Origin of the sequence: Bacillus sp. AFS077874, from assembly GCF_002566505.1 — a bacterium.
In the GTDB taxonomy this organism is placed as follows: Bacteria; Bacillota; Bacilli; order Bacillales; family Bacillaceae_G; genus Gottfriedia.
Map to the genome: position 1 here is coordinate 224,098 of NZ_NUYF01000014.1, position 26,775 is coordinate 250,872.

26 protein-coding genes, 2 tRNA genes and 2 pseudogenes are annotated in these 26,775 nt (G+C 33.7%); 22 read left to right on the top strand and 8 right to left on the bottom strand.

All coding sequences use genetic code 11. The features are described 5' to 3' along the window. Positions 1–97: 97 nt before the first annotated feature. From COJ46_RS17415 to COJ46_RS17425, 3 genes are all read right to left on the bottom strand, one after another. Entirely contained in the window at positions 98–529 is a 432-nt protein-coding gene (locus COJ46_RS17415; RefSeq protein ID WP_097973637.1) for a GNAT family N-acetyltransferase, read from the bottom strand. Continuing rightward, positions 526–1,041: a YjcG family protein gene (locus COJ46_RS17420; protein ID WP_097973635.1), complete on the bottom strand. Its 516-nt coding sequence runs from the start codon at positions 1,039–1,041 to the stop codon at positions 526–528. Before COJ46_RS17420 ends, COJ46_RS17415 begins: the two co-directional genes overlap by 4 nt. 113 nt (positions 1,042–1,154) lie before the next feature. After that, on the bottom strand, positions 1,155–1,883 hold the full coding sequence (locus COJ46_RS17425; protein WP_097973633.1) for an alpha/beta hydrolase: 729 nt from the start codon (positions 1,881–1,883) through the stop codon (positions 1,155–1,157). 117 nt (positions 1,884–2,000) lie between these two features. Between COJ46_RS17425 and COJ46_RS17430 the strand changes: the two genes are divergently transcribed. The 9 genes from COJ46_RS17430 (at position 2,001) to COJ46_RS17470 (ending at position 9,518) form a co-directional block, all read left to right on the top strand. Then, on the top strand, positions 2,001–2,915 hold the full coding sequence (locus COJ46_RS17430) for a DMT family transporter (RefSeq protein ID WP_097973632.1): 915 nt from the start codon (positions 2,001–2,003) through the stop codon (positions 2,913–2,915). Between the two features lie 164 nt (positions 2,916–3,079). Beyond that, the gene (locus tag COJ46_RS17435; RefSeq protein WP_097973630.1) at positions 3,080–4,396 is read left to right on the top strand and encodes a potassium transporter TrkG; all 1,317 of its coding nucleotides are present in this window, start codon (positions 3,080–3,082) and stop codon (positions 4,394–4,396) included. A gap of 14 nt (positions 4,397–4,410) precedes the next feature. Continuing rightward, on the top strand, positions 4,411–5,067 hold the full coding sequence (locus tag COJ46_RS17440; protein ID WP_097973628.1) for a potassium channel family protein: 657 nt from the start codon (positions 4,411–4,413) through the stop codon (positions 5,065–5,067). Between the two features lie 99 nt (positions 5,068–5,166). Further along, positions 5,167–6,360 (top strand): DUF6944 family repetitive protein, encoded by a 1,194-nt coding sequence (locus tag COJ46_RS17445; protein ID WP_098566131.1) that lies wholly within the window; start codon positions 5,167–5,169, stop codon positions 6,358–6,360. A gap of 286 nt (positions 6,361–6,646) precedes the next feature. After that, positions 6,647–6,841 carry a hypothetical protein gene (locus COJ46_RS17450; RefSeq protein ID WP_097973625.1) on the top strand — a complete coding sequence of 65 codons (195 nt, stop codon included), beginning with the start codon at positions 6,647–6,649 and terminating at the stop codon, positions 6,839–6,841. Between the two features lie 134 nt (positions 6,842–6,975). Further along, positions 6,976–7,048, top strand: a tRNA-Val gene (locus COJ46_RS17455). Between the two features lie 453 nt (positions 7,049–7,501). Next, on the top strand, positions 7,502–8,449 hold the full coding sequence (locus COJ46_RS17460) for a helix-turn-helix transcriptional regulator (RefSeq protein ID WP_098566132.1): 948 nt from the start codon (positions 7,502–7,504) through the stop codon (positions 8,447–8,449). 67 nt (positions 8,450–8,516) lie between these two features. After that, positions 8,517–9,056, top strand: a complete 540-nt coding sequence (locus COJ46_RS17465; protein ID WP_098566133.1) for a DinB family protein — start codon at positions 8,517–8,519, stop codon at positions 9,054–9,056. Positions 9,057–9,059: 3 nt separating this feature from the next. Continuing rightward, on the top strand, positions 9,060–9,518 hold the full coding sequence (locus tag COJ46_RS17470; RefSeq protein WP_098566134.1) for an EVE domain-containing protein: 459 nt from the start codon (positions 9,060–9,062) through the stop codon (positions 9,516–9,518). A 304-nt stretch (positions 9,519–9,822) separates the two neighbouring features. Here COJ46_RS17470 and COJ46_RS24565 read toward each other — a convergent pair whose 3' ends face one another. Continuing rightward, positions 9,823–9,960 (bottom strand): hypothetical protein, encoded by a 138-nt coding sequence (locus COJ46_RS24565; RefSeq protein WP_176527952.1) that lies wholly within the window; start codon positions 9,958–9,960, stop codon positions 9,823–9,825. Positions 9,961–10,177: 217 nt separating this feature from the next. On the opposite strand from COJ46_RS24565, the gene COJ46_RS17475 reads away from it, so the two are divergent. The 5 genes from COJ46_RS17475 to COJ46_RS17495 all read left to right on the top strand — a co-directional run bounded on the left by COJ46_RS17475 (position 10,178) and on the right by COJ46_RS17495 (position 14,271). Then, positions 10,178–10,516, top strand: coding sequence for a zinc ribbon domain-containing protein YjdM (locus COJ46_RS17475; RefSeq protein WP_091024007.1), 339 nt, complete (start codon positions 10,178–10,180; stop codon positions 10,514–10,516). Positions 10,517–10,720: 204 nt separating this feature from the next. Then, a complete protein-coding gene (locus COJ46_RS17480; RefSeq protein ID WP_098566135.1) occupies positions 10,721–12,496 on the top strand; it encodes a SulP family inorganic anion transporter in 1,776 nt (591 codons plus the stop codon). Between the two features lie 100 nt (positions 12,497–12,596). After that, positions 12,597–12,923, top strand: a complete 327-nt coding sequence (locus tag COJ46_RS17485; RefSeq protein WP_069033014.1) for an ArsR/SmtB family transcription factor — start codon at positions 12,597–12,599, stop codon at positions 12,921–12,923. A 316-nt stretch (positions 12,924–13,239) separates the two neighbouring features. Continuing rightward, the gene (locus COJ46_RS17490) at positions 13,240–13,440 is read left to right on the top strand and encodes a hypothetical protein (protein ID WP_098566136.1); all 201 of its coding nucleotides are present in this window, start codon (positions 13,240–13,242) and stop codon (positions 13,438–13,440) included. Between the two features lie 258 nt (positions 13,441–13,698). Further along, positions 13,699–14,271, top strand: a complete 573-nt coding sequence (locus COJ46_RS17495) for a hypothetical protein (protein ID WP_098566137.1) — start codon at positions 13,699–13,701, stop codon at positions 14,269–14,271. 429 nt (positions 14,272–14,700) lie between these two features. On the opposite strand, the gene COJ46_RS17500 is transcribed toward COJ46_RS17495, so the two are convergent. Both COJ46_RS17500 and COJ46_RS17505 read right to left on the bottom strand, forming a co-directional pair. Next, complete coding sequence (locus COJ46_RS17500) at positions 14,701–15,084, bottom strand: amidohydrolase family protein (protein WP_098566138.1); 384 nt, start codon at positions 15,082–15,084, stop codon at positions 14,701–14,703. Then, positions 15,081–15,278 carry a site-specific integrase gene (locus COJ46_RS17505; protein WP_098566139.1) on the bottom strand — a complete coding sequence of 66 codons (198 nt, stop codon included), beginning with the start codon at positions 15,276–15,278 and terminating at the stop codon, positions 15,081–15,083. The genes COJ46_RS17500 and COJ46_RS17505 overlap by 4 nt, the downstream gene beginning before the upstream one ends. Positions 15,279–16,031: 753 nt before the next feature. Here COJ46_RS17505 and COJ46_RS17510 point away from each other — a divergent pair. From COJ46_RS17510 to COJ46_RS17530, 5 genes are all read left to right on the top strand, one after another. Beyond that, positions 16,032–16,793: a DeoR/GlpR family DNA-binding transcription regulator gene (locus tag COJ46_RS17510; protein WP_098566140.1), complete on the top strand. Its 762-nt coding sequence runs from the start codon at positions 16,032–16,034 to the stop codon at positions 16,791–16,793. A 392-nt stretch (positions 16,794–17,185) separates the two neighbouring features. Beyond that, positions 17,186–18,154, top strand: a complete 969-nt coding sequence (locus tag COJ46_RS17515; protein WP_098566141.1) for an ABC transporter substrate-binding protein — start codon at positions 17,186–17,188, stop codon at positions 18,152–18,154. A gap of 104 nt (positions 18,155–18,258) precedes the next feature. Then, positions 18,259–19,821: a sugar ABC transporter ATP-binding protein gene (locus tag COJ46_RS17520; RefSeq protein WP_098566142.1), complete on the top strand. Its 1,563-nt coding sequence runs from the start codon at positions 18,259–18,261 to the stop codon at positions 19,819–19,821. Next, positions 19,818–20,795 (top strand): ABC transporter permease, encoded by a 978-nt coding sequence (locus tag COJ46_RS17525; RefSeq protein WP_097973606.1) that lies wholly within the window; start codon positions 19,818–19,820, stop codon positions 20,793–20,795. The genes COJ46_RS17520 and COJ46_RS17525 overlap by 4 nt, the downstream gene beginning before the upstream one ends. Before the next feature lie 76 nt (positions 20,796–20,871). Beyond that, the gene (locus COJ46_RS17530; protein ID WP_097973605.1) at positions 20,872–21,834 is read left to right on the top strand and encodes a carbohydrate kinase family protein; all 963 of its coding nucleotides are present in this window, start codon (positions 20,872–20,874) and stop codon (positions 21,832–21,834) included. Positions 21,835–22,002: 168 nt separating this feature from the next. On the opposite strand, the gene COJ46_RS24570 is transcribed toward COJ46_RS17530, so the two are convergent. Further along, a complete protein-coding gene (locus tag COJ46_RS24570) occupies positions 22,003–22,161 on the bottom strand; it encodes a hypothetical protein (RefSeq protein ID WP_176522440.1) in 159 nt (52 codons plus the stop codon). A gap of 1,425 nt (positions 22,162–23,586) precedes the next feature. Between COJ46_RS24570 and COJ46_RS17535 the strand changes: the two genes are divergently transcribed. Both COJ46_RS17535 and COJ46_RS17540 read left to right on the top strand, forming a co-directional pair. Then, positions 23,587–23,775, top strand: coding sequence for a DUF2187 family protein (locus COJ46_RS17535; protein ID WP_097973603.1), 189 nt, complete (start codon positions 23,587–23,589; stop codon positions 23,773–23,775). Between the two features lie 367 nt (positions 23,776–24,142). After that, positions 24,143–24,212: transfer RNA gene (locus COJ46_RS17540), tRNA-Val, on the top strand. A 131-nt stretch (positions 24,213–24,343) separates the two neighbouring features. On the opposite strand, the pseudogene COJ46_RS25085 reads toward COJ46_RS17540, so the two are convergent. Continuing rightward, a pseudogene (locus COJ46_RS25085) lies at positions 24,344–24,608 on the bottom strand (tyrosine-type recombinase/integrase); the annotation flags it as partial. A gap of 214 nt (positions 24,609–24,822) precedes the next feature. Here COJ46_RS25085 and COJ46_RS17555 point away from each other — a divergent pair. Then, positions 24,823–25,470: pseudogene (locus tag COJ46_RS17555) on the top strand (bclA protein); the annotation flags it as partial. Positions 25,471–26,775: the final 1,305 nt, after the last annotated feature.

Below are 26,775 nucleotides of genomic sequence, written 5' to 3' on the forward strand. Positions count from 1 at the left end.
ATTAGTAGGACCGTTGTTTGTTACATAGCCCTGTGTATAGTCTTTTAAATCACCATGAAAAAACTATGATTCAATTGAATCATAGTTTTAAGTGTGTTTAATTTAATTTTAGTTTCATTTCTGCATGTGGAATGCCAGCTTCAAAAAATATTTCGGAAGAGATTTTATAACCTAATTTTTCATAAAAAGGAATGGCAGATTCTTGTGCGTGTAAGATTAATTGATCTAAACCTTTTTCCTTTGCAGTTTTATGAATTAAGTACATAATTTCATTTCCAATTTTTTTTCCTCGATAGCTACTTAACACACAGATTCGCTGAACTTTTCCAGTCGATTCGATTAATCTAAGTCGACCTGCAGCAATCGGTTGGTCTCCATCGTATGAAACAAAATGTATACATTCTTCGTCAAGGCCATCAAACTCTAATTCTCTTGAAATTTGTTGTTCCTCTACAAAAACTTCTACTCGTACTTTTAGAGCGTCTTGTATACTTGCGTCTGTAGCTGCTACTATTGTGCGAATGCTCATTTTTTTGTTCCTAATTTAAATGTTTCATACACTTCCCAAGCACCGTTTTCTAATTGGTAAACTAATTTAAAGTTATCTACTACTTCATTGTAACTAAATTGAATCATGCGTAACTGGCCTAGAATATCAGCAAATTCAGCATCTTGTAATTGCTGACCAATTGTAATATGCGGTACGAATGCATAATCTTTTATTTCTGGGAAAGTGCCAGTGTGCATTTTTTCATGAAGCTCTTTTAATGCTTCAACAGGTGTAACTTTTAAATAAATGACATTATTTACTGGTGCAAAAGAACTTACCTTATTAATTTCCAATTCAAATGGTTCAATTTGACTCGCAATTTCATTTAATTGTGAAATAATATTTGGAAGTTGATCTTCACTTAATTCGAATCCACTTCTTACTGTTACATGAGGAGAGATTAACGTATAAGCTGGATCAAAACGTTTTCTATACTCATTAGCCTTATCTTGAACTAAATTAGATGGGAAAATAACAACGCCACATTTCATAAAAATTACCTCCTGTTTACAATACTGTATATTTTAATTTGAAAAAATTAACGAAAGAAAAATAACTAATTTTAATTATACCAAATTTTTTGAAAATCGCTAAGTTTCACGAATTATTTTGCTAAACTAATTTTTAATACCTCTTCAAGTTGCTTTTCCCAGTTTGTCCAAGTATGGTCCCCTTCATATTCTGCATAATGTAATTCTACAGGGAAGTTAGCTAAAATATCTTTTAATTGTAGTCCACCTTTGACAAAATTAACCCATTGCTTACTTGGTGTAAAAACATTTTCTTCTTGTTTTCCAACAGTTTGAACAATAGAAAGAATTGAATTTAATTTTGTATTCTCTAAAAATTCTATCACATCGTCGTTCACAATTGGGGATTGCATAATGACTTGTCCAAAAGTATTAGGATATGTAAATGCAGCTTGTAATGAAACAGTACCACCTAATGAATCACCGATTAATGTTCTGCTATGGGCTAATCCTAGTAAAGGTAAATGATCATCTAAATATGGAAGTAATTCTTCAGCTAAAAAACGAATATAATTTTTTTGTCCCACTTGAGAAGGGTGATATAGCTTAAAGCGCTCCTCTGGTGAAGAATATGGAATTCCTACAATGATTGTAGGTTGAATTGAACCTTCTTTTGTTAATTTTTCAATTACTCGATGAACTTTTCCTAAATTAAAATAGTCTTGTCCATCTTGAGCAATTAATAAGTGATGTTTTATTAACGGAGTGTACATGCTTGAATAGTATATTGTAAATGTAATTTCTTTTTTAATGTGTTCACTATATAGTGTATGTTCTTCTCTAGTACCATTTGTTTGAATCATAAAATGTCTCCTCTTCTTTTCCCTAGGATGATATAATTAGATGTTACTTCATACAAAAAATTTAGAAAAGTAAAATGTATTAAACGCTTACAAAAATAAGTCTAAAAGAGGTGAAACATGAGTAAAAAACAACCTAATGCAATGATGTCTTTATTAATTTTGTCCATTATTGCAATTTCAACTTCAGCTATATTAGCTAAATGGACGAAAGCTTCCCCATCTGTTTTAAGCATGTATCGCCTCTGGTTTACATGTATATGGATGTTACCATTTGTATTGAAGCGAAAAAATGAGTTAAAAGCTTTAAAAAAATCGCATTATAAATCTTTTGCTTTAGGTGGATTAATGTTAGCTGTCCATTTTATTTTATGGTATAGTTCATTAGTTTTCACTTCAGTGGCGAGCTCAACGATCATATTAGCTCTTCAGCCATTAGTTGCAATGATTCTTGGATTCTTTGTATTTAAAGAGCGAACGTCTATGCAATCTAAAATATGTATGATTATCGCGATCATTGGTGTATGTCTAATAGGATTCGGTGATATCGGATTAAGTATGTCAGCGTTTAAAGGTGATATTCTTTCATTTTTAAGTGTAATTGCTGCAGTACTCTATTTAATGGTTGGACAAACAACTGTAAAAAATACATCTCATTGGGTGTATAGTTTCTGGGTATTCGCATTTTCAGCTGCATTTTTAACAATCTATAATATCGTAACGATGGATAATTTCTTTGATTACCAATCAAAAGATTGGATCATATTTATTGCATCTGCCATTATTCCTTCATTAGCACATATTATAAATAACTATTTATTAAATTACGTAAATGCTACGACAATATCAATGAGTATACTTGGGGAACCGGTTGGTGCATCTATTTTAGCCGTTTTCCTTCTTCACGAAATGTTATCATCATTTCAGCTAATTGGAGGTACGATCGTAATCGTAAGTGTATTCTTGTACTTATATCAACAACAAAAAGAAGTTACATCAATTCAAGTCAAAACGGATAATTCTTCATCAGCTTAGATCAACCAATTAAATTACTAATTACTTAAAAAGGCTTTCAAATCTTTCATACGGTTTGAAAGTTTTTTTGTTTTTTAACTAAAAATAGGTAGAATAGATAATAGTTATTAGAAAAATATTCCATAACTTTTTATCCAGCCGATTAAAGGAGAAAAAAGCTACATATGAAAAAGAAGAAGAAAAAAGCCAAAAATCCTCTCCATTACATATTTATTTCTTATATCATCATTACATTTTTATTTTCATTCTTATACTATCTCCCATTTACGAGAATTTCGAATATAAGTTATATAGATAGTTTATTCGTTTCAACGAGTGCGATCAGTGTGACTGGGTTAACAACAGTAAACTTAGTTGAGACCTTTAATGTGTGGGGAAAAATACTATTAATGATCCAAATGGAAATTGGTGCAATCGGAATTGTTGTATTTATTAGTTATGGTTTTATGATCCTCGGTATTCGGATTACGATTTCAAATTTACTAGTCGTATCGAAGGATCAAAATCAAAGTAGTATTAAATCAATAAAAAGATTAAGTTTATCAGTTTTATATACATCATTATTTTTTCAATTTATCGGTGGACTCTTTTTTTATAGTCAATTTAGAGGGAAATATGACACTGTATTTGAAACTTTATTAGTTACTGCTTTCCATTCAATTGCAAGTTTTACAAACACAGGTTTTGATTTATTTGGAAATAGTTTAATTTCATTTCAAAAAAATAATTTAGTCTTAATAGTAACAGCAGCGTTAATTTTTATAGGTGGATTAGGATATCCGACTATTATGGAGTACATCTATAAATACAACAAGAAAAAATCCTTATTTACAAGGATTAATATGCGCCTGCATTTTTCGTTTATGATTCTTGGAACAATTGTATTTTGGCTTTTAGAAAGAGGCCACGCGTTTAAACATTTAAATTTTTTTGATCAACTAACAAATTCATTTTTTTTATCAGTAACGAGTCGAAATGGTGGATATGCACCTCTTGATATTGCAGAACTAACATTGCCTGCAATCTTAATCCTTTTAGTGCTGATGTATATTGGTGGAGCTTCATCGAGTGCAGCAGGCGGGATTCGTTTAACGACAGTATCGGTCTTAGCTGCAAAAATGTTTTCAGTCATTAAGTCACAGGACGATACAATTATTTTTAGAACAAGCGTAAAGAAAGAGGTTGTTGACCGTGCATTTGTTATTGCGATGAGCTTTATCCTATTAATCACAGCTGCAACGATCATAATTTCGATTTTTGAACCGTTTCAGTTAGATTTAATTTTACTAGAGGCCATATCGGCAATTACAAATACCGGATTATCATTAGGGATTACAACAAATATTCATAGTGTGTCAAAAATAATATTAATTTTACTAATGTTTATTGGTAGAATTGGGATCTTCACGCTGATTTATTTCGTACTACGTGTAGATAATCAAAAATTAAAATATGTTGAAAAAGATTTAGCAGTTGGGTAAGGAGGAGATTACATATGCCAAAGCAATATTTAGTAATTGGTGCTGGACGTTTTGGGCGTGGAATTGTAAAAGAGTTTGATCGATTAGGCCATGAAGTTGTTGTTTGTGATAAAGAAAAGACGACATTAGAGCAATTAGAAGAGTACACAGAATATGCGGTAATTGGCGATTTGCGTGAAGAGTCTATTTTAGAGGACTTAAATGTAAGTCAATTTGATGCAGTATTTGTTGCGATTGGAACGGATTCTTTAGCCTCGATCTTAATTACGAGAAGATTGAAAGAGAGAAAAGTTAAAAGAATTATTTGTAAAGCAAATAATCGTGAAGTTGGTGGGATTTTAGAAAGTATTGGAGCGGATTTAGTTATTTATCCTGAAGAGGAAGCAGGACATAAAGCGGCACGAATGGAAGCGATGAGTGGCATAATCGAATACATTGAAATTACAAAGAACGTTGCAGGCGTTGAAACGGTCATTCCTGAAAAATTGATTGGTAAAACACTAAGAGAAATGAGTTTTTCGATGAAATATGGCATAACTGTTGTCCTAATCATCCGTGACGGTGAGCCGATGGTATCGCAAATTGGAGATGTAGTTTTTCAAAGTGGGGATTTAATTTTTATTGTAGGAGAAAAATCAAAAATAGAATTGTTTAAGAAGAAAGTTGGATAAATATAATAGGGCTCAATTACAACAACCTATTTGGAACGTTTAAACGTTATAGTTGAATATACTAATCCTAAATGACTAATCAAGGATTGGTGTTTTATAATGAGCCAAGTTATGGAAGTTATTGGGGCATGGGTGAATGCAATTGGAACAATCAGTTCAGCAATTAGTAGTACACCCATGAGAGGATTAAAAGGAGAAAACCGAAAAAGATGGGAGGATACAAGTTTTCATCTAGATTTTGGTGGAAATACCTTTCAAGCGATTGGAAATATAATAGAAGCTTTTTTAGGCGAGCCTAGTGTAATAGAAGATGCAGGTGAAATTATCCAGGCCTCAGGTAATGTTACTGTATTATTTAGTTTATTAGCTGCAGAAGCAGAGGAAGAAAAAGTAGAAGAAGAAAAAGATGCAGATCGAGCGATAAAGTTAAATATGACTGGGAATGCCCAACAAGCTTTTGGAGGATTAATCGCAGCCCTTGAAGAAGTAAGTTCAGAGGATTTTGATGTATCTGGTTTTATGGGGAACTTTTTACAAGCGATTGGAAATACATTACAAGTATTAGCTGGTATGGTAGAGCTAGAAATAGAGGATTTAAAAGATTATTTAGAAGAAACCGGTCAAGTAGAACAACCTAGCGATTTATCAGATGGAGTCATATTTGACGTACTTCAAGAATATCATGGCAGTGCGCCTTACTCTGAGACTAGTGAACTATCAGATGGAATTATTTTTGATGAAGTACAAGAATATACTGGAAGATTGCCAGAAGATGGTACGGTAGAACTAACAAATGAAATTGAAGATCATAATGAAAACATCCTATCAACTGAATCTTCTAATGAAGAAATATTGAATGAAATAGAATATCTTTTTGGTAGAATACCAGATTACGAACCGATTGAAACACAAGATGAATCAATTTCTAGCGAACAAGACGTGCCTAGTGATTTGTCAGATGGGGTCATTTTTGATGTACTCCAACAATATGACGAAGAAACTGAAACAAATCCATTAGTGAAGGAATACGAAGAATTAGCATTACTATTAAAATATAGTGGTAGTTGGATTCAAGCTGGTGGTTCAATCGTATCGGTATACTCTGAACAAAAAGAGTTATTTAATAGGAATTCTGAACAAGATGATCAAGATGACAAAGAGAAAAAGACATTAGAAAAGAAGAAAAATTCTAAAAGAAAAAATAGACAGAAAAAATCAGCGGAGAATAATACAGAACAAAATCAGAAGAAAAGCATGTCCTCGGAATATACAGAGATAAAGAAAAAGAGCTAACAAAAATAAGCTATAGTATGGATGTTAGTTCTAGATACATAAAACGTAGAATAAAGCCATTTCCTAAAGGTGCTTAAAATGATGGTGTAGAATATTTATAGAAAGAGTACAAGAGACAATCATTGTGATTACACATTTATAAGAGTAACAAAATACTCAATAGTAAACGATTTAAAAATTTTTGATTACATAATAGGCAAACAGGAAAATATTAATAGTAAAGGGAGTATACCTTCACCATTTTTGGTTAAGGAATATTAATATTTAACTATTGGAGAGATCGCCTATGAAAAGTAAAATGTTTAAAATCGTTAAAAACTATAAAGTTCAGACATTTGTATTTGGTGTGGGTGTTTTACTATTGTTCTTAACAATTGTGGTTGGAAGTATTCTATTAAGCAATATACCAAGAGATAAAGACGTGAGATGGAAAAATTTAATGCATACAATAAATGAGATAGAAGCAAAGTCGAATAGATGAGTATTTTTCAAAAATGGAAAATATAGTCTAGTGGACTTATATTCGAAATTTTTTGTTAAATATTGGTTGAAGAGTATTAGATAAAACAGTATAATAGACTTAATTAGAGAGAATGATTTCTCCACATATATTACGATTCCATAGCTCAGCTGGGAGAGCACTACCTTGACAGGGTAGGGGTCGCTGGTTCAAGTCCAGTTGGGATCATACCTAAACCTCTTGTATATCAAGGGGTTTTTTTGTTTTATAACAGTATTGGATTTATAAGGAAACAGTTTTCATTATTTACTTTAGGTCGAAATTGATAGTTATAAAAAAAAGAATGCATTTAATATAGAACTTAAAAATGAACTAAGCTCAGATCATTTTCATTTTGGGAAACAAGCGATTGCAATAGCCCATAGAGAGGATAATGATGATGTTTTTATTGGTTTAATGATATAAATAAGTATGCGGTAGTTCATTTAACTTAGATACATCAGAACAATACTGTAAAGAAGAGTCAAAGTTTTATCAAACAATAAATTAAGTAATAATACTTTTTAAATGGGTATCCTCTGACAAAATATTAAGGATCATAAAAAGTGAAAAAATCGATGAGTTTACTGAAAAAATGGACTTTTCCAAGCATTATTTAGTTTCGCGGGGAGGTAGAGTTGTATGAACAAGACAGATCGATTGTTAGCTATAGTGCTTGAATTGCAACGCAAAGAGGTTTTACGAGCTGAGGATTTAGCACATACATTTGAGACGAGTGTGAGGACCATCTATCGAGATATTCAGGCTCTTAGTGAAGCAGGTGTACCGGTGATAGGAGCCCCCGGATTGGGATATTCCTTGATGGAGGGATATTTCCTTCCACCGATTAGTTTCACGGTGGAAGAAGCCGTGACATTGATCATAGGAACGGACTTTATCGAACAAAGATTTGATGTTGACTATGGCATTGGGGCTCAAACCTCTCGTGGGAAAATTGAGGCTATCTTACCTGAAAGTGTTCGTAGAGAAACATCTCGGGTGCGTAAGAAGATACGTTTGCTTTCTTCTGGTGAAGATGTTACGTGGGTAAAAGAGAAAGAATACATCGAATCAGCTCGTGGAGCAATATTGGGGGAGCGGAAGATAAGCTTCCATTATTTGAAAAGAATACCCGAAGCGGATGGAAATCGACATAGTTTTCGTGTAGTGGCTCCTTATGGACTTGTGCTTGTTAAAGGATCATGGATACTAATTGCACATTGTGATCTTCGTGAGGAAATTCGTCATTTTCGGTTGTCAAGGATGACCGGGCTTACCATTCTTGAAGACCGATTCAAGGTGCCAACCGAATTTAATTTGAACGATTACAAGCCACCGGATGATCGCAATGTTCATGTTATCATTCAGATCAACCCTGACATAGCAGATAAAGTGAAGGAATCAAACAACTTTTACATGGAAGCAATAGAGGAAAATGAGAATCGTTTGCTTGCGACCTTTCGCGTTCGACAGCCAGACGAACTACTGCATTGGGTACTTGGCTGGGGATCAGATGTCGTTGTGTTGGAACCTGAATCTTTCCGAAATCGGATTCGTGAAGAAGCTGAAAAAATGTTGAAACGCTACTGACATACTGTTGTCAGTAGCGTTTTGTTATAGTCAGATTAAATTAGAATAAAGGAGTTGTTTGAAGGATATGAGTACAATTGAAGCATTTCAGCGGTTTAAAGTCTTAGCGTTTCTTAATCTTGGTGAATTGGATAATTTCAGTATTGAACAGTTGAAGAGGCAGCCAAGTGAGGACGAGTGGTCGATTGGACAAATGTATCAGCATCTGATTAACTCTGCTCTTTATATGCATCTTCGCAATATTGAATATTGCATTATGCAGAGCAAGGATGCTATGGTCTCTCAAATGGAAAAAACAAGGGAAGGTGCAGCGATATTTGAACAAAATGGATTCCCTTCTGTACGTATTAAAGTTCCTCCTTCCCCACAATATACACCTGAGCAACCGGAAAGCAAAGAACAACTGATCCAAGGTTTGAACACCGTAATTCATCGAATGGAAGAAACGGAGCCAAGACTTGAAAAGGCACCTAAACAGAATACTGTTTCGCATCCGAGATTTGGTGCGCTAAATGCGAAAGAGTGGTTTTTACTTATTGAAATGCACTTTCGTCATCATCTTCTTCAGTTGGACCGTTTGAAAAACGATATAGAAAGGAAAGTTTAAAATATGAAGAGGGACCTGACCAGATTATTAGGTGAGCAAAGCCGCTACTGGATTGGTGTTGTATCCGCATCACATGTGAAGTTGGGGGTTTTAGGTGGATTTGCCCAGCTCTGCCATGGCAAATCAGGACCTTTAAAGCGTATGAGTCCTAACGATTGGCTGATATACTACTCTCCACGAACGGATTTGGCAAAGGGTGAGGCGCTCCAAACATTCACTGCCATTGGTAAGGTTGCTGATGAAAGAGTATACGATTATCAGATGTCCGAATCCTTTGTGCCATTCCGCAGAAATATCCGATATATACCATGTCAGGAAGTAAAGATTGCCGATTTATTGGAGAAGCTCAGCTTCACGCGTGGGAATCGAAATTGGGGGTATGCCTTCCGCTATGGTCATTTTGAGATTGGGCGAGAAGATTTCCTGACGATTGCTGGCGCTATGCTGGGAGATGCGGATTAAATTACTAAGTGGACTTGACATATAAAACGATTCAATACCGTTCAAGTAAAAACAGAATTGAACAACTCGAAATTTCAGACAATTCCGTTAGATGCATATAAAATTAATCTATCCTAAAAGCCGTAAATCGATTCTCCTAGCGCAACGAGAGCAACATGTGAATTTGTGCGAGAGGTTTTTTCGAAGAAAGACGAGCAGCTTCTGAAATTGTGCTACCTTTCCCTATTACAGAAATAACAAGGATTCCTTGTGAACCTGTTTGAGATGCAATTGCACTAGGATTTATAATTTGAGCGATCATGATTTACTTTTTTTCTTTGGGTAAATAGTCTAATCCCATTTCGATAACAATCGAAACTGAGTTTAATTCCTTATAGTTCGAACAGCCTTCTCCAATTAATAAATAACAAATAATCAATATATTAAAATTGAGTTTTTTCATTTTTTACCTCATTAATTTCGCTTAGATTCAACTAAATTAAAGACGTCTAATGTCTTTTCTAGTTAATAATATGTTTAATTCTTTTGTTAATTTTTCCAATTCAAAAAAGTATATTCAAAAATTCAAATATGCAAAAATAGTATTGTAAAGATATTTAAATTATGTCAGTATAGGAATGATGATGCTCTAAAAGCAATACTAAAGGAGGGGATAGTTCATGGTCGAACTACCAAATTGTCCAAAATGTAACTCAGGCTATACATATCATGATGGTAATCTATTTGTGTGTCCTGAATGTGGGTATGAATGGACACTGGATATTGAAACTGAAATGGATGATAAGAAAGTTGTAAAAGATGCCAATGGAAATATATTAAATGATGGTGATTCAGTGACTGTCATCAAAGATCTTAAAGTAAAGGGAACTTCTCTTGTTGTTAAAATTGGTACAAAAGTAAAAAGTATCCGTCTTGTTGATGGTGATCATGATATAGATTGCAAAATTGAAGGTTTTGGAGCAATGAAATTAAAATCTGAATTTGTAAAAAAAATATAGATGTTTTTTATATAACCCATCTTCCTTAGTAAAGGACCTTTTTTCGAAGAGGTTCTTTTTTTTCTCTTTTTGTACTATGGAAATTGGGAAATAGTTACAATTTCTAATTATAAGATTTTGTTTGACGAGAAAGAGATCTGTTATTATGATTATATTAAATATTTGTATATTCAAATAATCAAATATACTAGAAGGTGCGATACAGTGAAATGGCGAGGGAGATTTGAAAATTATAATAAAGTATCTTTTAGAAAGGATTTAATTTCAGGAATAGTAGTTGGAATTATTGCAATTCCATTAGGAATGGCTTTTGCGATTAGTTCAGGAGTAAAACCAGAATACGGAATTTATACAACGATTATTGCAGGAGTATTAATTTCAATTTTCGGAGGATCAAAGTTTCAAATAGGGGGACCAACAGGCGCATTTATTCCTATACTTTTATCAATTGTAATTCATTATGGTTATGAAAACTTACTTATTGCAGGTTTTTTAGCTGGTGTTATTCTCACCTTAATGGGGATTTTTAAAATGGGTTTTCTAATACAGTTTATACCTCGTCCTGTTACTATAGGATTTACAGCAGGGATAGCAGTTATTATCTTTACTGGACAAATTGTTAATTTTTTAGGACTTCAAAATATAACTAAACATGAGGATTTCATATCAAATATGAGTGAAATCGGACGGCATATTTCAACGTTAAATTCTTATAGTGTAATAACCTCAATCATATGTTTAATTACAGTTATTACAGTTATTAAATTATTCCCAAAAGTCCCCGGATCATTAATTGGTCTGATTTTTTCTAGTTTAATGGCTTACATCTTTTTTAAAGGGGAAGTTCCAACAATTAAGTCCACATTTAGTGATATTCCGAGTAGTATTCCAGCATTTCAGTTAATAGAGCTGAATTTTGAAAAAATCCGTACACTTATTGGACCAGCCTTTGTTATTGCGATGCTTGGTGGGATCGAATCACTATTATCTGCAGTAGTTGCCGATGGTATGTCAGGTAGCAGAAACAATAGTAATAAAGAGTTAATGGGACAAGGGATTGCTAATATGGTTATTCCATTTTTCGGAGGAATTCCAGCTACTGGAGCAATAGCTAGGACTGCTACAAATATAAAGAGTGGAGCTATTTCACCTATTTCGGGTATTATCCATGGTGTTATTGTCCTAATCATTTTATTATTGTTTGCACCACTAGCATCACAAATTCCTTTAGCCAGTATGGCACCAATTTTAATGCTTGTAGCATGGAACATGAGTGAAAGAAAAGAGTTTATTCATATTTTAAAAACTAAATCCAGTGATTCTATCATTTTAATCTTAACTTTTTTACTGACCATTTTTCTAAATTTAACAACAGCAGTCGAGGTTGGTTTAATAATCGCTGTGATTTTATTTGTTAAAAGAATGTCTGAACTTCTGATCGTTAGAAAGGTATTACCTGACCGTTCCATACAGAATCAAAAATTGATGACATATATGGTTAATGAAAATCATGATTGTCCTCAAATTAGCATACTTACAATTGAAGGGTCAATTTTCTTTGGAACTGCTAATCTATTTGAAAAAACAATTTTAAAGTTATCAGATAACAAACCAAAGTTTTTAATTTTAAGATTTGGAAAGGTGCCGTTTATTGATACAACAGGTGAAGCCAAGTTAGCAAGTATCGTCAAATACCTCCGTGACAATGACAGTCTTGTGTTACTAACTGGTCTTCAATCTCAACCAAAAGACTTATTAATTCGTACCAAATTGTATGATGTTATTGGTAAACAAAATTTTTTCGAGCATTCAGGTGAAGCAATTGCCTACGCACTATTAAATATTAATTATTATAAGTGTTTAGGCTGCAAGCACTATGCGTTTTTAGAGTGTTCAAGCTTATCCAACTCAAATCTATTAGATTTAAAAGATCAAAAAAATGGAGTAGTAAATCAAAATAGTATGGACTCTGTTGAGTAATTATCCTTATAAATTTTATAAAAACATTCTGAATAGGTATAATGATAATAAATATTTTGAATTAGGATATGGATCTTATAGATAGTTTGGAGGAACACAATTGAATTTAGAACTACAACAATTTAAAGCAGATTTTTTTAAAGCACTAGGTCATCCACTACGAATTCGAATTCTTGAAATTCTAAGTGAAGGCGAGAGGAATGTAAATGAAATTCAAAATTTAATCGGAAGTGAAGGGTCAGCTGTATCGCAACAACTTTCAATTTTACGAAATAAAAATATTGTATATGGCACGAAGGAAGGAAATAAAGTTACTTACTCCCTCAGAGATCCGATAATTTCTGAGTTATTAGTAGTTGCACGCCAAATTTTTAATAATCACTTAGTTGATACGATTAGTATGTTAGATAAATTTAAAGAAGAATAATAACGATGAAAAAATTAGTTATTCATAGAAAGAAATATATTTAATTCTAGATAATAATAAAATCATTTTTTTGCATAGACCATAATTAGAATAAACTAATCTTCATTGGTCTTTTATTAATTGATTTTACTGACAAAATATTATGCGGGATTGTTATATAAGGATATAGGAGAAGAAGTAGTAACGACTGAATATGATCATACTACTGCATTAATATGACATGCGAAAGTTAATGAGTTTTAGGAAAATCTGGGTAATATGAGTGTTAACTATTAAAAGATGTTAGATGAATACCATAGTAATGGAGCGGTGGCGCATGCATTTGAAATTAAAATATGAAATACATAAAAGAGCAGCAGAGAGTGTAAAAGATATAGTAAAAGAGATGAACGGATTATCGGAAGAAGGTTTTGTAGATAGGTTCTATCGAGACCCGCATTTTCGTAAAGGTTTTGACACACTAGTAGAATTTTATATACAAGCAAAAAGAGATGTGCATAAAGATGTACAGACGTAATTTTTAGAATTTAATAAGTGTGTCTGAGAAATAAATAACTGGTTCGGTAACCCGGAATCACACGACAATGGTAACAAGGTTATCTATTTTCTTCGAGACCCATTGATTATCAATTTACTTTTTGTTGTTCGATTAATGTTTAAGAATTATTTGTTTGATACGATCTTAATGATTGATAAATTCAAAGTTTTTAAGATTTCAGGTGTTTTCTAAAAGCAAAACACTCTCTTTTAGTAAAAAAAGAAAGGGTCAAAAGTGATGGATACTTATGAAAAGGAACGTCTCATGACAAGAGAAGAACTGATACACTTTGGACATCAGTATTTAAAGGGCGTTGGTATTTCATCCATTTGTAATGTTTGTATTGAAATTGGTGGGTCTTGTTGTAATTATTGCGATGAGTTAGAGGAAGGAAAAGGTTGTAAAAATAGAAATACGAGCTGTACCGCATGGTTATGTGGATTTTTGAAGTTGATTCTTTATAAGGCAGGATTACTCGATGAATGGGAACAATTTTGGGAGCAAATACCAGGTCAAGCATACAGAATGGATTATACACCAGCAATTGTTTCTATCCAAAAAGAAATAGAAATCCCTAGTATTCAATCATTAAGTGAAGCTTTTGCAAAAGACTTAATTGGTTTGAATGCGAAACATAAAAGTTCAGATAATATTATTGAACTAAACGATAAATTAGATCGATATATCACAAGATTCTCGATATATAAAGATGAAGAAATTTTGAAGAAAGCTAAAAATGAATTAGAAGAATTAATAAGTTGTTTTAACTCTTACCAGTTTGCTCTTCAATCTAGTAGAAACGAAAAATAATGCACCCTACCTCACAATAAACCATTACATTTTCAATTACACAAAAATTGCACAGACTTAATAGAAACATTAGAAATATAGGAATAGCAATGAATAAAAATGTAGCGACCGCTTGATTTACTGGACTTAATTGAATTAAAATATTCATTATTACTGTATAAGACTGGTACTCTGTATTTGACAGGGTAGGGGTCGCTGGTTCAAGTCCAGTTGGGATCATACAATAAAAGCTTGTCATATCAGTGTTTTGATGTGTAAGCTTTTTTATTCTGTTCTTTAATATTAAAAAAGTAACATTTAAGAAATTACAGAATTCTAAAGGAATGAGCAACTAATTTTTGAATTAACAAGACCTAGAACAAATTAAATCATTATAATTGTCTAACTAAAAAACAGGCAAGGAACGTTTGTTCTGCCTGCTTTTTGTCTTTATAAAGTGACCTTCTTGTCTTCTGTAATATCCTGAAAAACGATAGCTCCATCGACCATCGTTAAGACAACTCGAACGTTTTGTATTTCTTCAACTGGTATTTCGAAGAGATTTTTGTCTAATACAACAAGATCAGCCAGTTTTCCCACTTCAAGTGTACCCAGTTCCTTTTCTCTAAATGAACCGTAGGCAGGGGTTAACGTATAATCTTTCAAAACTTCAGACAGTGTAAGACGTTCCTGCGGATTCCATCCTTCTGTCGGTGATCCATCATATCCAATTCTTGTTAATGCACGATAAATACCTAGCATCGGATTTAATGGTACTATTGGATAATCGGTACCAAAAGCCAATATTGCTCCTGAATCTTTTAACGTTTTCATCGCAAAAGTAAAGGGCTCACGATAGGGTAGCCAGGTTGTTTCTCTTTCTTGGCAAAAATAAAGCCTTTATCAAGATATGATTTACCATAGTACTCTTTCACTTTCTTCTGCACTTGCATATGCTTTTTGAAAGCCGCAATGACTTCTTTATCTACTACAATGGCTCGTTTGGATTTCCTCGTCTTAGGAAGCACTAATTGATACTCCAGCGTGTTATTCGTCAGGTTGTAATACGTTTTTGTGATGCTGATGGTGTGTCTCAAAGTTGATGTCTTTCCACTTCAGAGCCACCAGTTCACCAGCACGCATCCCTGGATAGGAAAAAGTTAGAAAGATTAGATAATCTAATCTAAACCTTTTTGAGCAGCTGTTTGCAATAGTAAAGCTAGGTCCTCCTTTTCCATATACTTAGGGATCTCCTGTTCCTCCTAATTCCTCAAAGGTTTTTCTGTCTTTCTTCAGGTAAGCAAACTCCGTTGGGTCATTTTTAATCAGCTTCATTTCAATGGCTTTCTTAAAAATCATACTGCCAGTGCGATGTACGCCATCCAGAGTGTTGGCGGCATATCCCTTTTCTTTTAAATCATTTAAAGCATCCTGATACCGTTTTTCTCGAGATGCAAAGGAATTGTGCGATGTGTGCTGCTGTTAATGCATCGGGCAGAGATTCACAAGTTATAATTCAATTTTTCTTTTTCAAAACTACTTTCATTTCTCTCAAATTAATACCATTCGAAGCCCGAACTTGTGTTTACTTCTAAGTTTTACTTAGTCAGAGTGTCTCCCCCCCCTTATTTTTTAAATTTTCACAATTATTCCAAAATTCATATTGTAAATTGGTAAAATAGCACATATAATCAAAAATGAGCATAAAAAACCAAATTCATTCAAAAATGAGCTAAAACGGTCAAATGTCGCATTTCAAATGAATTGGAGGAAAACGTTCTATGTACGGTATAGAAAGAAAGTCGGCAATACTAGAGTTACTAAACAAGAATGCTAGAGTAGATGTACAAGAGTTAAGTCAGCACTTCGACTTGTCTGAATCAACAATCCGTAGGGACTTAAAGGAACTAGAGGAAGCACAATTGTTAAAAAGAACGCATGGTGGGGCTGTCTTGTTCAAAAGTGTGACCTTCGAACCGACTTACATTGAGAAAGAAGTGCAGTTTCAAAAAGAGAAAAGGGCTATTGCAAAGGAAGCGGCTAAACTTATTAAGAACGGTGAAAGTATCTTGCTCGATTCGGGTACGACAACTTATTATCTTGCTCAAGAACTAAGAAACTTTTCGAGCTTACAGGTGGTTACCAATTCAATATTATGTGCCAACGAATTAAAGGATGTATCTGGAATTGAAGTCTTATTATGTGGTGGTTCTCTGCGTTCAGAAACACTAGCCTTGGTGGGTCCTTTTGCTGAAATGAGCTTTAATCAAATTTGTGTAGACAAATCGTTTATTGCTACGAATGGCGTTAATGTAGAAAATGGTTTAACCACCCCAAATTTAATTGAGGCATCAACAAAAAAGAAGATGATTGATTGTGCGGAAAAGGTTATCCTCATTACTGATCATACCAAAATAGGTCAAGTAAGCTTTGCGAAGTTTGCTGATATTCATGAGATAAATTATTTAATAACCGATAGTGCTGCACAAAAGACCGTACTTAACCGCATTGAGGAATTAGGAATTTCTGTTCACATAGTCTGACTTTTCCCCTATAGGTAAAGATCTAATATAAGATAAAAGCAAAAAATGAAGGCGTTTAAATGGAAGCGTTTTAAAAGGTATTCACATCATTTTTAGGAGGTGATGCTTATAGAGTTGTGAAGATAATAGAGGAGATTTTAATCGTTTTAATTAACTTGTTCTTCGGGGGAGAAAAATGAAAGAATAACACAAAAAAAGGTTACGATTCAGGGCAACCACGACCAAATGGAAAAAAGCCCAAAATCATAACCCTGCCTGAGTATATCTAAAATTAATACTAATTTTAGCACTCATTTTTTATATTACGGTATTACAGATTTTTTTACAAGGATTGTGTTTTGCTAGAAGTATCTATTACTTTACAAAACTATATTTAGGAGGAATTACAAACCATGAAAAACTTTAAAATTTTTAACATAGTATTATTAATTTTAACTTTATGCTTTTTAGGTGCATGTAGCAATAATGAAAGCGCTTCTAATACTAGTAAAACAGATGACAAGTCTAATACTGAAAAAAAGCTAAAGATTGGTTTAACAGTACCAAATTTAAGTAATCCATTCTTTGTAGCGATGTCTAAAGGGGCTAAAGAAGTTGCTTCTAAGTATAATGCTGATGTAACGACTGTAAGTGCGGATCAAGATCTTGCTAAACAAACTGCACAAATCGAAGACTTTATCACAAAAAAAGTTGATTTAATATTATTAAGCCCATTTGATTCTGCAGGTATTGCCGGTGCAGTTAGTGAGGCAAAAGCAGCAGGTATTCCGGTTGTTGCACTTGATGGATTTGCAGAAGGTGGTATTGACTCAGTGGTTATGTCTGATAACGTTCAAGCAGGTAAATTAGCTGCGGAGTACCTTGTAAAACAACTTAATGGAAAAGGTAACATTGTTATTATTGATGGACCTCCTGTTTCAGCAGTGACAGACCGAATTAAAGGTTTTAAAGAAGTAATTAAAAAATATCCCGATATCAAGGTTGTTGCTAAACAAAATGGTGAGGGTAATCGTGAAAAGGCTCTTACCGTAATGGAAGGTACACTAACAGCAAACAAGAAAATCGATGCAGTATTTACAATAAATGATGAAGAGGCTGTTGGAGTACAAATTGCTCAAGAACAGGCTAGTAGACAAAATGAATTCTTTGTCGTAAGTGTCGACGGTGCGCCTTCTGCAGTTGACGCGCTGAAAAAGGGCGGAAGCTTTGCTGGTACTTCAGCACAATTCCCGAATCAAATGGTTATTGATGGTGTAGCCTTAGCATTAAAAATTATTGATGGAAAGAAAGTTGACTCAAAAGTTCTTATTCCAACTAAATTTATTACTAAAGATAATGTTAATTCCTATAGTGGCTGGTAATTGATTTTCTCTCTAGTGGAGATAAAATATGGTGCTCTATCAGGAGCACTATATTTATATCCTAGTAAAAGAGGGCTTAAAAAGAGACTAAGGGAGTGGCACTAATGGCAGTATTTCAGGTTCAAGAACAAATAAATCGTCATCTAGCAGAAAGTCAGTTACCCATCCTTAGGATGAAGGCGGTTACGAAGAAATTTTCCGGTGTCAAAGTGTTACAAAACGTTAATATCGAACTCTATAAAGGGGAAGTTCATGCCTTGATGGGGGAGAATGGCGCAGGGAAATCTACTTTAATGAAAATCATGGCTGGAGTGTATCAGCCTGATGGAGGAACGATTGAATATAAAAGTCAAGAAGTACATTGGAATAATCCAATGGAAGCAAGAAATAAAGGGATCAGTGTTATTCACCAAGAAATAAGCCTTTCACCAAATTTGTCCATTGGTGAGAATATTATGATGGGGACAACATTTAAGAAAAATAGGCTGGGCTTAATAAAATGGAGTGATATTTATGAGAATGCTGCACGAGTTTTAAAATCCATAGGATCTTCCTTGGACCCTCGAGCGGATGTTTCCACCTTAAGTGTGGCCCAGCAACAAATGGTAGAAATTGCTCGAGCTTTATCACTTAATTCTGAGATTTTAATTATGGATGAACCGACGGCATCTCTGACAGATAAAGAAATAGAAAAGCTTTTTGGCATCATTGAAGAATTAAGAAGAAAAGGCGTAGCTATTGTATATATCTCTCATCGAATGGATGAGATTTTTAAAATTTCAAATCGCTTTACAGTTCTTAGGGACGGTCATTGGGTTACAAGTGGACCAATTTCGGTTACAAATCCCGAGAATCTAGTAAAACTTATGGTAGGAAGAGAGTTAAATGAGCTATTTGTAAGAGAAAGAGTCGAAAGTATTGATAGGTCTGAACAAAAACCTGTTCTTGAGTTAAAAAATGTCTCTGACAAGAAGTTTGTAAAGGGGATATCGATGAAAATCTACCCTGGAGAAATTGTGGGCTTAGCAGGCCTTGTCGGTGCGGGACGGACTGAGCTGGTAAGAACAATCTTTGGACTTTCCGAACTGTCAGAGGGTCAAATAATTTTAGATGGCCAGGAGGTTCATATAAAAAGTCCTATTGACGCAATAAAACTTGGCATTGCTCATGTTCCTGAAAGCAGGAAGGAACAGGGGTTATTACCAAATTTATCTGTAAAAGAAAATATACTAATGGCACAATTGCCAACCTATCGTAAATTTAAACTATTGCAGTATAAGCAAATGAATCGTGATGCGGATCGATACATTAAAGAACTTGGAGTAAGAACGGCATCAAAGGAACAAAATGTTATGGGCCTTAGCGGAGGAAATCAACAAAAGGTTGTAATTGCTAAATGGTTATCTATAAGTCCTAAAATACTGCTGCTTGACGAACCGACACGTGGTGTAGACATAGGTGCAAAGACTGAGATTCATAAAATCATAACTAAATTAGCAGAGCAAGGGCTTGCTGTATTGATGATTTCTTCTGAATTACCAGAAGTATTAGGAGTTAGTGATCGGATTTTAGTGATTCATGAGGGGAAACTCAGAGCTGAACTATCTCGTGATGAAGCTACACAAGAAAAAATTATGTACTATGCTACAGGAGAGGTTAAACAATGAATACAAACTTACAAACGTCAAGTCCATCCGTAGTTTCATTCAAGGAACGGTCAAAACAGATTTTTAATCAGCTGGGCATGGTAATAATTCTTGCCTTATTAATCATCGTTATGATTATTGTTGCACCGAATTTCACGGACTCAAGTAATATCTTAAACGTACTAAAGCAGAGTTCAATCACTGCTATTCTGGCAGCTGGGATGACTGTAGTTATATTAACAGGAGGAATTGATTTATCGGTAGGCTCAACCCTTGCATTGAGCGGTGTTATATCTGTATTACTATCAAATGCCGGAACTCCTCCAGTTATCGCTATGTTAGTAGGAGTTGCGGTAGGATATGTTGCTGGGGCTATTAATGGATTTTTAACAGCTGTACCTAAGTTGCCTGCCTTTATCGTGACGCTTGGAAGTATGACCTACCTGAGGGGGCTGGCTTATGTTATAACCGGAGGATATCCTGTAGTTTTGGCATCAAAGCAGTTCAAGTTCATTGGTGCAGGTGAAATTCTGGGGATTTCTACTCCTATTTATGTGATGGCAATTGTTTATATCATCATGATAACTGTTTTAAAGAATACAATGTTCGGGAGACATGTTTATGCTATTGGCGGTAATGAAGAAGCTGCACATCTTACAGGGATTAAAGTTAATCGCACCCTGATTAATGTATATTCCATCAGTGGCTTATTGGCCGGTGTTAGTGGCGTTGTGATGGCAGGACGTTTGTTCTCAGGGCAGCCCATGGTAGGAATAGGATTTGAGCTAGATGCGATAGCAGCTGTCGTACTAGGTGGTACTAGTTTTGTAGGGGGACGTGGCCGTATACAAGGAACTATCATTGGAGTTTTGATTGTGGCTGTGTTAACGAATGGAATGACCTTACTTAATGTGGATTATTACTGGCAACAAGTTGTAAAAGGGATAGTTATTGTTATTGCTGTCCTTCTTGATAGATTACGAAGCAGAACTTAAATTAGTTCCTTTCAAATAACAAGCTAGAAGAGTAGTCTTCTGGCATAATAATTTCAAGAATTTAGGAGAGGTTCAAATGTATGATGTAACAGCTCTTGGAGAGTTATTAATTGATTTAACTCCTTATAACTCTTCTCAGCCTGGCAAAGTTGTCTTTGAAAGAAATCCTGGTGGTGCCCCGGCCAATGTATTAGCGGGCTTGACCAAATTAGGCAAGAAGACTTGTTTCATTGGTAAGGTAGGAGATGATCAATTTGGACATTATTTAAAGCAAGTTTTATTAGATACAAACATATGCTGCGAAGGATTATCCTTTACCCGAAAGGCAAATACTACGCTGGCATTTGTTCATTTAGATGAATATGGTGACCGTTCATTCAGCTTTTATCGAAATCCCGGTGCCGATACCAAGTTAACAGAGGATGACATTAATGAAAATATCGTAGCTCAAACCAAAATTTTTCATTTTGGTTCTCTTTCTCTCACTAATGAACCAGCTGCCACTACCACTCTAAAGACCGTCCAATTAGCAAAAGAACAAGGGAAAGTTATTTCCTATGACCCTAATTTAAGGGCTTTGCTTTGGAAAAATTTAGAGCATGCAAAGAAAATGATTAAAGAGGGATTGAAATATGCAAACATCGTAAAGCTTTCGGAGGAAGAGTTGGAATTCATTACTGGAAAGGCAGATTTGGAAAAAGGAACAAGACAACTGGTTGAACAGTATAACACAGAACTTATATTTGTCACTTTAGGAGCAGAAGGCTGTTTTTATCGAAAAGGTGAGAACATAGGGAAATTTAAATCCTTTAAAGTGAATCCAGTTGATACAACAGGTGCGGGAGATGGCTTCTTTAGTGGCGTTTTATATAAATATTTAGAAAAAAATAAACCTATTGCTGATTTAAACATCGATGATATGCAAGAAATTATTATATTTGGAAATGCGGTTGGAGCAATTGTCACAACAAGGAAAGGTGCAATATTAAGCATGCCTTGCATGGAAGAAGTTAAGAAACTAATGGATAATCAAAATTAATAACTATTTATCCTGCTGCCTTTTATTCAACTTTTTGATTGGTTTTGTCGGTGCAAAAACTATTCTGAATTACAGGAAAGAGAGGAAGTCGAAACATTAACAGATGCTTCAAAGTAAATAGTTTTTATCCGTATTGAGAATTTATTTGCTGTTACAGAAAAACTATAGCTAAGATAGTCCATTCTTTGGAAAGAGCTGCTGGTAAACCCACCAACATCTATTTGTATTACCAATTACAGTCCAAACATGTGGATGGTGTTTAAAAGCAATGCAAACAGAATCTGCATCGCTTCCGATATGAGAGACATCAAGCCAATTGCAAATCATTAACTGCTAACCACATGCTAACATTTTGCTAACGAAGTTCAATAAAACGAAGTAAATTAGGGTTAAAGATATTACACTTAATGCCTACAGAATGATGATTCAACAGGACTTTCTTCTACCGGCGTTAAAAATGTTACAGCTTAAAACCATATGGGCGGCATGATGTAAGGCTTTTTTGCATAAATTTTGTGAAATAGTTAAAGCTATTTTTCGTCTAATGTGAGAACTAGTCACGTTAATGAATTATTTCTAAAGAATAGACTACTTCCTAAAAAATAGGAGGTAGTCTTTTTATGCTGTTGAATTTTGGGTATAAAATTTTTTGGATGACAGACGTTTTAACAACACTACGGAGACAAACATTAAAAATTATCAAAGGTTACTTGGTGAATTTGTTAATATTGTATCGAAAATGAGGTTGTAAACGTTGAAGATATTAACTTACACCCAATTGAAACTCTCGGTAATTTCCAAGAATATGATTATATCAATAAGAGTAAAGTAAAAAGAGAAGCATTCTTTACTAAAGATAAAAATTTCTATCTGTATCAGTCTTTTAGAATCTCAAGCCAACTACTGTATTCATACCATTAAATAAGCTAAAAAATCTAATTTCTAACAAGACAATCGAATGACATGACTCTGATAAGTCCTAACCATCAGTTTAACTAGTGGTTATGATTTTTTTATATTTTGGTCTAGACTAAATCTAGCTCAAAGAGAAGACTTTGGTGTTATTGATCTTAAACAAGAACCTTGTGAAAACTTAAGGAATTGAGAAGCGTTCAATCTTAAGTATGTAGAAGCAAGAAGTTGTAGAAAATCATCATATTCGATATTAATATTAACAACAACATCATTGTTATTAATAACATATGTTTTGTTATCTATTTCATCAATGTTGTTTTTATTGTTTGTATCAACGTTTTTATCATTTGAAAAGTTTTATGAAGAGGGAAATGAACCATTTAAAAAGGATTAAGGCAGGAGTTGTTTAAAGAAAAATGATGGAAATTTTAACATAGAGATTTCCAAGTTATTTTTTAATTTTGTGAATAGACCTTGATTTAATTTACTGTTTTTACTACTTATTGCATGTACTACTAAAAAAGTAAAAGTCTATTCCACACATTTTCCTCATACAAAAATACTACATTTTATATTTCCAAATATTTACAAATTTGATAATATATTTATACAAGCTAATTTGAAAAAGTATGGAAATTAATTTAATCACTTATGATTCTTCATTTTTAATATTTTTCAACTAGTTTTCATTACCCATAATATGGGATTATTAAATATATTTATGAGCTTTCAATTATGAAGGTCATTTAACAAAAACAGGGTTTGAATGTAAGAAAAATAAAGAATAAGAATAAGAATAAGACTTAATGTATTTATTAGATTGGAGGGGATGAAAGGATGCTCAAGACAAAAAAGATTGCAGAATTAGGTGATCATATCCTTTTTAAGAATGGAATAAAAGGAATCGTTGAGAAAGTCAATGAAAATACAGTAATTGTAAATATAACTGAAAATAAAACGGATCTGGAGTTTGAAGGAAATAGAACTGTGGTAGCACATAAAAATTATAAAGTTATAGGTGCTTAAGGGAAAGAAAAGTTGTATATACCCGATTTACTATGAAACTTTTAGGTCAATCACTCTACTAATATCTGTAAATGTAAGCGTTTTCTAAATTAATAACTAATGGGTTGGATGGCTCATGTGGCCGAATAAAGTGGAAATCAGGGTGAAAGAGCAGTAAAAAAATCTCTATAAAATTAAATGTGCTTGATAGTTTAAATCACTATCCACTTTTTTAGTTGGAATTCGAAATTTATTTCAATAGAATTGAAATGTCATTTACGATAACATTAATTCTTTAAAATTTTGTTTAGGGAAATGAAGTAGGAAACGTATTGAAATGATTAATCTCTAATTGTGGTTAAGATAGTGATATGTAGCCGTTTATCACAATTCCGTAGCTCAGCTGGGAGAGCACTACCTTGACAGGGTAGGGGTCGCTGGTTCAAGTCCAGTTGGGATCATACAATTAAGGAAGTTCAAACCTAAGTGTATCAAGGGTTTGGGCTTTTTCTTTGTTTTCAGTTATTTCAATTTTTTGTAATGAATATTATTCATCGCACAAAGACTGCACAAAAACTTCACGAACTTTTTAATTAAGTCCAAATTTCTTATCGAATCGATCGGCTGTCTGCTTCTGCATTTCTTCATTTGAATGTGAGTAAATATCAAGTGTTATTCCAACTCTTGAATGACCTTAATCTCTCGCTAACTACTTTAGGATTCTCGCCCATTCGCATAAGAATAGTAGCATGAGTGTGGCGCAAAGTATGAAATGAAATATTAGGCACGTTTGCTTTTCCGATACTCAGCGATAGAAGCAGTATTGACGGTTTTAATTCTTTTTCATTCGCTGTGGTGCAGCGCTTGCGCTGCATGGGTGACTAAATGGCAGTATAGTTGAACAAGAAATTTTTAAAAAATAGCTTTAAAATTAAAAAGTTTCGGACTTTTTTTGTTATTTTCCGACTCATTTTTCTTAGTTATATGAACCAACTTGTCCAATTTACGTAATATAAAATGTATGAAATTTTTTAATAAGAGGTGCAAAAAATGACATCAAGAATAATAGGACAAATCGGACCAACAGGACCAATAGGTCCGAGGGGACCAAGAGGAAAAGAAGGTGAAGAAGGAGAAAGAGGTAAAAGAGGTAAAAGAGGAGCAACTGGATTACAAGGAACTACAGGAGCTACGGGTGCTACTGGAGTAGTTGAAGGTTGTTGATGTGATTGCTGTATTTTTCCTATGCAGAACGTTTTACAGCAACTTATCGGGGAAACTGTGATTCTTGGCACGATTGCAGACACACCAAACGTACCCCCTCTTTTCTTTTTATTCACTATCACTGCTGTGAATGATTTTTTAGTTACTGTTACAGATGGCGTGACAACCTTTGTGGTCAATATTTCTGATGTAACAGGGGTGGGATTTTTACCACCAGGACCTACTATCAACTTGTTGCCACCTGTTGATTCTGGGTGCGAATGTGAATGTCGTGAAAGACCAATTAGAGAATTGCTAGATACACTGATCGGTTCTACAGTGAATCTTTTAGCTGGTAATGGTTCTATTGCAGCAGGTTTTAACGTGGAACAAACAGGTCTTGGCATAGTGTTAGGTACTTTACCAATAAGTCCAACTACAACCGTTAGATTTGCAATTTCAACTTGCAAAATTGTGGCTGTAAATATAAACCCACCTCCTACTGCGACATAGGTTCGTTTTTCTCTGAACAGGCTTTTAAATTGTCTTGAAAAAAAGCGATTCTTCAATTACAAAGATCGCTTTTTTTGCAGGTTGAGGTTAAAGTTTATGATTAAGTTTCGATAAGGTTTTCTTATAGAGCGTTAGTTCAATAAGTATAGTTAAATATCCTTTTTCTCTCTTTCAGAATCAACCTTGAAAAAAGTTCATTAGTGGAATGTTAGAGATACAATTTAATCATATTGAACGAACAAAAGTACGCTTTTTAAAAACGATTGAGTTAAATTCCCCCAAGTTTATGCCCAAACCAAATAACATATATTAACATACTATAGACGCACGATTAATTCTGATGTAATCCGTTCATACATATCAATAGATAAAATACCACAACAACACTCTTTTACAAGGGTTGAATAGGTTAATAAATTACATAGTAAAAGCACTATTATGAGGATAGTTGAAATAATTAATCGTATTGAACGAACAAAAGTACGTTTTTAAGAAAAAAACTAAATTGAGTAGATATTAATTCCCCCAAGTTTAAGAATAATTATCTTTTCGAAATGAGTGTATTTTTTTACTTATTTCACATATTCTATAGAATCCTGTAATACCTGGCGGATCTCGTATTACAGGAAACATCCCTCTTCACCTCTCCGGGTATGTTCAAAGAGGGATGTTTATTATTATATGCAAAACTAGATTACATACGTGACTTAAAGTAATAAAAAAAATATTACTTTTGATAATCGACATGAAGTACGAGCAAAAAAAGGCTTATTTATTGAGGATAAGGGGTTTATTCGATATTGAAGGTCTTTTTTTCATTTTCTAGAAAAGTAGCTATGATACTCTGTCATAACAGAAGAAGTAATGCATATTTTCGGTTTTTGTCTTGTTGAACTAACGCATGCATTAATTTTAGAACCAGAGTTACTTCGGTGACTCTTTTTTGTTTAACTAATGGCAGATTAGTTGAATAAGAACAAAAGAGTTGTAAATGAAATTTAGTATCTGCTAATTGCCCAAAAAGATAACTTATATTATTAGATTTTTAAAGTTTTAATTTAAGTATGAATTGCAGATTAATCCAACTTTATAGTTATATTGCTTATTTTTCTAAGCTATAAGAACCACTTTGTCCTATATTAATAAAATAATGTGAACATATATTATATAGGAGAGGTGCAAAATATGTCACAACAACGAAAGATTCCTAGTATTATATCGCTACCGATATGTCAACGATGTTATTGTAATCCGTGTAAATGTAAATGTCACAAATGTAATAGTAATCCATGTAAATGTAAATGT